This is a genomic window from Ramlibacter sp. WS9 (assembly GCF_003797765.1).
Classification (GTDB): Bacteria; Pseudomonadota; Gammaproteobacteria; order Burkholderiales; family Burkholderiaceae_C; genus Ramlibacter.
Genome location: NZ_RKMB01000066.1, coordinates 1 through 5,606, shown reverse-complemented (window position 1 = coordinate 5,606; position 5,606 = coordinate 1). Strand labels below are relative to the sequence as shown.

Sequence of the window (5,606 nt, the reverse complement as noted above, 5' to 3'; positions counted from 1 at the left end):
AATCGCAGGCTCTGCTGAAGACGACGCGAAAGCGGCGGGTGCGGCGGAAAAAAAGAAAATCGAGTTTGACTGGTGATCAAAAACTGGTATAGAATTCAAGGCTCAGCTGATCGCAGCTAAGCGGCAAAAGCGAAGACGACAAGTCGAGTGATTGCTTAAGAGGTTCGTTAAAAATATACAGCCGATAAGCGTGGGCGTTTGAAGGCGATTGCCAAGTTCTTCGGAACTAGGTCGCAAGACCTTTAAACGCTCATAAGTAAGAGACAGGAAATTGAGAAATCAAGATCCTGTCAATTCCAAATGAGTGGCCCCGCAAGGGGCAAAAAAATCAAGATCGAACTGTAGAGTTTGATCCTGGCTCAGATTGAACGCTGGCGGAATGCTTTACACATGCAAGTCGAACGGCAGCACGGGGGCAACCCTGGTGGCGAGTGGCGAACGGGTGAGTAATACATCGGAACGTGCCCAGTCGTGGGGGATAACGCAGCGAAAGCTGTGCTAATACCGCATACGATCTACGGATGAAAGCGGGGGACCGTAAGGCCTCGCGCGATTGGAGCGGCCGATGGCAGATTAGGTAGTTGGTGGGGTAAAGGCTCACCAAGCCGACGATCTGTAGCTGGTCTGAGAGGACGACCAGCCACACTGGGACTGAGACACGGCCCAGACTCCTACGGGAGGCAGCAGTGGGGAATTTTGGACAATGGGCGCAAGCCTGATCCAGCCATTCCGCGTGCAGGATGAAGGCCCTCGGGTTGTAAACTGCTTTTGTACGGAACGAAAAGCCTTCTTCTAATACAGGAGGGTCATGACGGTACCGTAAGAATAAGCACCGGCTAACTACGTGCCAGCAGCCGCGGTAATACGTAGGGTGCAAGCGTTAATCGGAATTACTGGGCGTAAAGCGTGCGCAGGCGGTTATGTAAGACAGTTGTGAAATCCCCGGGCTCAACCTGGGAACTGCATCTGTGACTGCATAGCTAGAGTACGGTAGAGGGGGATGGAATTCCGCGTGTAGCAGTGAAATGCGTAGATATGCGGAGGAACACCGATGGCGAAGGCAATCCCCTGGACCTGTACTGACGCTCATGCACGAAAGCGTGGGGAGCAAACAGGATTAGATACCCTGGTAGTCCACGCCCTAAACGATGTCAACTGGTTGTTGGGTCTTCACTGACTCAGTAACGAAGCTAACGCGTGAAGTTGACCGCCTGGGGAGTACGGCCGCAAGGTTGAAACTCAAAGGAATTGACGGGGACCCGCACAAGCGGTGGATGATGTGGTTTAATTCGATGCAACGCGAAAAACCTTACCCACCTTTGACATGTACGGAATTTGCCAGAGATGGCTTAGTGCTCGAAAGAGAACCGTAACACAGGTGCTGCATGGCTGTCGTCAGCTCGTGTCGTGAGATGTTGGGTTAAGTCCCGCAACGAGCGCAACCCTTGTCATTAGTTGCTACATTTAGTTGGGCACTCTAATGAGACTGCCGGTGACAAACCGGAGGAAGGTGGGGATGACGTCAAGTCCTCATGGCCCTTATAGGTGGGGCTACACACGTCATACAATGGCCGGTACAAAGGGCTGCCAACCCGCGAGGGGGAGCTAATCCCATAAAACCGGTCGTAGTCCGGATCGCAGTCTGCAACTCGACTGCGTGAAGTCGGAATCGCTAGTAATCGTGGATCAGAATGTCACGGTGAATACGTTCCCGGGTCTTGTACACACCGCCCGTCACACCATGGGAGCGGGTTCTGCCAGAAGTAGTTAGCCTAACCGCAAGGAGGGCGATTACCACGGCAGGGTTCGTGACTGGGGTGAAGTCGTAACAAGGTAGCCGTATCGGAAGGTGCGGCTGGATCACCTCCTTTCTGGAAACTGCAATCAAATTTGAACGCTCACACTTATCGGTTGTTGGAAGAAGGTCGAGAAATCGACTTTGGGTCTGTAGCTCAGCTGGTTAGAGCACCGTCTTGATAAGGCGGGGGTCGTTGGTTCGAGCCCAACTAGACCCACCAATTCTTCTGATGCTCAATACTTGAGGATTCGGGGGATTAGCTCAGCTGGGAGAGCACCTGCTTTGCAAGCAGGGGGTCGTCGGTTCGATCCCGTCATCCTCCACCAACAACTTATCTTGTCTTTGGTTCAACACCAAAGCGGCTTCTTCGAAAGATGAGGCTTCTTTGTTGTTGATCGATATCTATCGATCAATCGGCTGTTCTTTAACAATTCATAGAGTCGAATCAGCGTTGTTAGCGGAAACTGCTTTCATGGCAGACCGTGCCGCTAACAACATAATTGAATTTTTGATTGCGTCAAAAATAGACTTTTAATTTCGAGTCAAATCGATTTTTGAAAGTACGGCATAACGCGCCAGGTGAAAGACCTGGCCATTCCTTGATTAATTTTGCTTCTCGTGAGAGGCGTCAAAGTTATAGGGTCAAGTGAATAAGAGCATATGGTGGATGCCTTGGCGATTACAGGCGACGAAGGACGTGATAGCCTGCGATAAGCTTCGGGGAGCTGGCAAATAAGCTTTGATCCGGAGATTTCCGAATGGGGAAACCCACCCTTAGGGGTATCGCATGATGAATACATAGTCATGCGAGGCGAACCGGGTGAACTGAAACATCTCAGTAGCTCGAGGAAAAGACATCAACCGAGATTCCGAAAGTAGTGGCGAGCGAAATCGGAACAGCCTGCAAGTGATAGCACAAGACATAACGGAACAGCTTGGAAAGGCTGGCCATAGCGGGTGATAGCCCCGTACGTGAAATGACCTGTGTGGTACTGAGCTTGCGACAAGTAGGGCGGGACACGTGTAATCCTGTCTGAATATGGGGGGACCATCCTCCAAGGCTAAATACTCGTAATCGACCGATAGTGAACTAGTACCGTGAGGGAAAGGCGAAAAGAACCCCGGGAGGGGAGTGAAATAGATCCTGAAACCGTATGCTTACAAAAAGTAGGAGCCCGCAAGGGTGACTGCGTACCTTTTGTATAATGGGTCAGCGACTTACATTCAGTGGCAAGGTTAACCGAATAGGGTAGCCGCAGGGAAACCGAGTCCGAATAGGGCGTCCAGTCGCTGGGTGTAGACCCGAAACCAAGTGATCTATCCATGGCCAGGATGAAGGTGCCGTAACAGGTACTGGAGGTCCGAACCGACTAGTGTTGCAAAACTAGCGGATGAGCTGTGGATAGGGGTGAAAGGCTAAACAAACTTGGAAATAGCTGGTTCTCTCCGAAAACTATTTAGGTAGTGCCTCAAGTATTACCATCGGGGGTAGAGCACTGTTTAGGCTAGGGGGTCATGGCGACTTACCAAACCTATGCAAACTCCGAATACCGATGAGTACAGCTTGGGAGACAGAGCACCGGGTGCTAACGTCCGGACTCAAGAGGGAAACAACCCAGACCGCCAGCTAAGGTCCCTAAAATTGGCTAAGTGGGAAACGAAGTGGGAAGGCTAAAACAGTCAGGATGTTGGCTTAGAAGCAGCCATCATTTAAAGAAAGCGTAATAGCTCACTGATCGAGTCGTCCTGCGCGGAAGATGTAACGGGGCTAAGCCAGTTACCGAAGCTGCGGATTTGCACGCAAGTGCAAGTGGTAGGAGAGCGTTCTGTAAGCCTGTGAAGGTGCGTTGTAAAGCGCGCTGGAGGTATCAGAAGTGCGAATGCTGACATGAGTAGCGTTAAAGGGGGTGAAAAGCCCCCTCGCCGTAAGCGCAAGGTTTTCTACGCAACGTTCATCGGCGTAGAGTGAGTCGGCCCCTAAGGCGAGGCAGAGATGCGTAGCTGATGGGAAACAGGTCAATATTCCTGTACCGATGTGTAGTGCGATGTGGGGACGGAGAAGGTTAGCTCAGCCGGCAGTTGGCATCCGCAAGGTGATGCCGGTTCAAGCCTGTAGTCGTGCCTGGTAGGTAAATCCGCCGGGCTTAGATGAGGGGTGATAACGAGGGTGCTTGCACCCGAAGTGAGTGATACCCTGCTTCCAGGAAAAGCCACTAAGCTTCAGCTACACACGACCGTACCGCAAACCGACACTGGTGCGCGAGATGAGTATTCTAAGGCGCTTGAGAGAACTCAGGAGAAGGAACTCGGCAAATTGACACCGTAACTTCGGAAGAAGGTGTGCCTTTAGTAGGTGAAGGGATTTACTCCTGGAGCCCAATGAGGTTGCAAAAAATCGGTGGCTGCGACTGTTTAATAAAAACACAGCACTCTGCAAACACGAAAGTGGACGTATAGGGTGTGACGCCTGCCCGGTGCTGGAAGATTAAATGATGGGGTGCAAGCTCTTGATTGAAGTCCCAGTAAACGGCGGCCGTAACTATAACGGTCCTAAGGTAGCGAAATTCCTTGTCGGGTAAGTTCCGACCTGCACGAATGGCGTAACGATGGCCACACTGTCTCCTCCTGAGACTCAGCGAAGTTGAAATGTTTGTGATGATGCAATCTCCCCGCGGAAAGACGGAAAGACCCCATGAACCTTTACTGTAGCTTTGTATTGGACTTTGAACGGATCTGTGTAGGATAGGTGGGAGGCTTTGAAGCAGGGTCGCTAGATCTTGTGGAGCCAACGTTGAAATACCACCCTGGTGCGTTTGAGGTTCTAACCTAGGTCCATTATCTGGATCGGGGACAGTGCATGGTAGGCAGTTTGACTGGGGCGGTCTCCTCCCAAAGCGTAACGGAGGAGTTCGAAGGTACGCTAGTTACGGTCGGACATCGTGACGATAGTGCAATGGCATAAGCGTGCTTAACTGCGAGACTGACAAGTCGAGCAGATGCGAAAGCAGGACATAGTGATCCGGTGGTTCTGTATGGAAGGGCCATCGCTCAACGGATAAAAGGTACTCTGGGGATAACAGGCTGATACCGCCCAAGAGTTCATATCGACGGCGGTGTTTGGCACCTCGATGTCGGCTCATCTCATCCTGGGGCTGTAGCCGGTCCCAAGGGTATGGCTGTTCGCCATTTAAAGAGGTACGTGAGCTGGGTTTAAAACGTCGTGAGACAGTTTGGTCCCTATCTTCCGTGGGCGCTGCAGATTTGAAGAAGCCTGCTCCTAGTACGAGAGGACCGGAGTGGACGCACCTCTGGTGTATCGGTTGTCACGCCAGTGGCATTGCCGAGTAGCTAAGTGCGGAAGAGATAACCGCTGAAAGCATCTAAGCGGGAAACTCGTTCTAAGATGAGATCTGCCGGGGCCTTGAGCCCCCTGAAGAGTCGTTCAAGACCAGGACGTTGATAGGTCAGGTGTGGAAGCGCAGTAATGCGTTAAGCTAACTGATACTAATTGCTCGTGCGGCTTGACCCTATAACTTTGATCAAGAGATCAAGGTGTTATGCCAAGTTGACGCAACCAGAAATTGAAGCTGATTTGCTCTATGAATTGGTCGTCTTGACTGAAGTCAAGGCGGCAAAAAGTTATGCCTGATGACCATAGCGAGTTGGTACCACTCCTTCCCATCCCGAACAGGACAGTGAAACGACTCAGCGCCGATGATAGTGCGGGTTCCCGTGTGAAAGTAGGACATCGTCAGGCTATTAAAACCGGCATACGCCCAGCAGAAATGCTGGGCGTTTTGCTTTGCGC

General features: G+C 51.5%; 2 tRNA genes and 3 rRNA genes. All 5 read left to right on the top strand.

Annotated features, from left to right (window positions below):
• The first annotated feature begins 336 nt into the window (after positions 1–336).
• The 5 genes from EEB15_RS32785 (at position 337) to rrf (ending at position 5,555) form a co-directional block, all read left to right on the top strand.
• Positions 337–1,871, top strand: a 16S ribosomal RNA gene (locus EEB15_RS32785).
• A gap of 70 nt (positions 1,872–1,941) precedes the next feature.
• A tRNA-Ile gene (locus EEB15_RS32780) sits at positions 1,942–2,018 on the top strand.
• Between the two features lie 30 nt (positions 2,019–2,048).
• Positions 2,049–2,124, top strand: a tRNA-Ala gene (locus EEB15_RS32775).
• Positions 2,125–2,438: 314 nt separating this feature from the next.
• Positions 2,439–5,327: ribosomal RNA gene (locus tag EEB15_RS32770) — 23S ribosomal RNA — on the top strand.
• A 115-nt stretch (positions 5,328–5,442) separates the two neighbouring features.
• Positions 5,443–5,555 (top strand): 5S ribosomal RNA (gene rrf, locus EEB15_RS32765).
• The 16S, 23S and 5S rRNA genes sit together here with 2 tRNA genes alongside, the layout of an rRNA operon.
• Positions 5,556–5,606 lie beyond the last annotated feature (51 nt).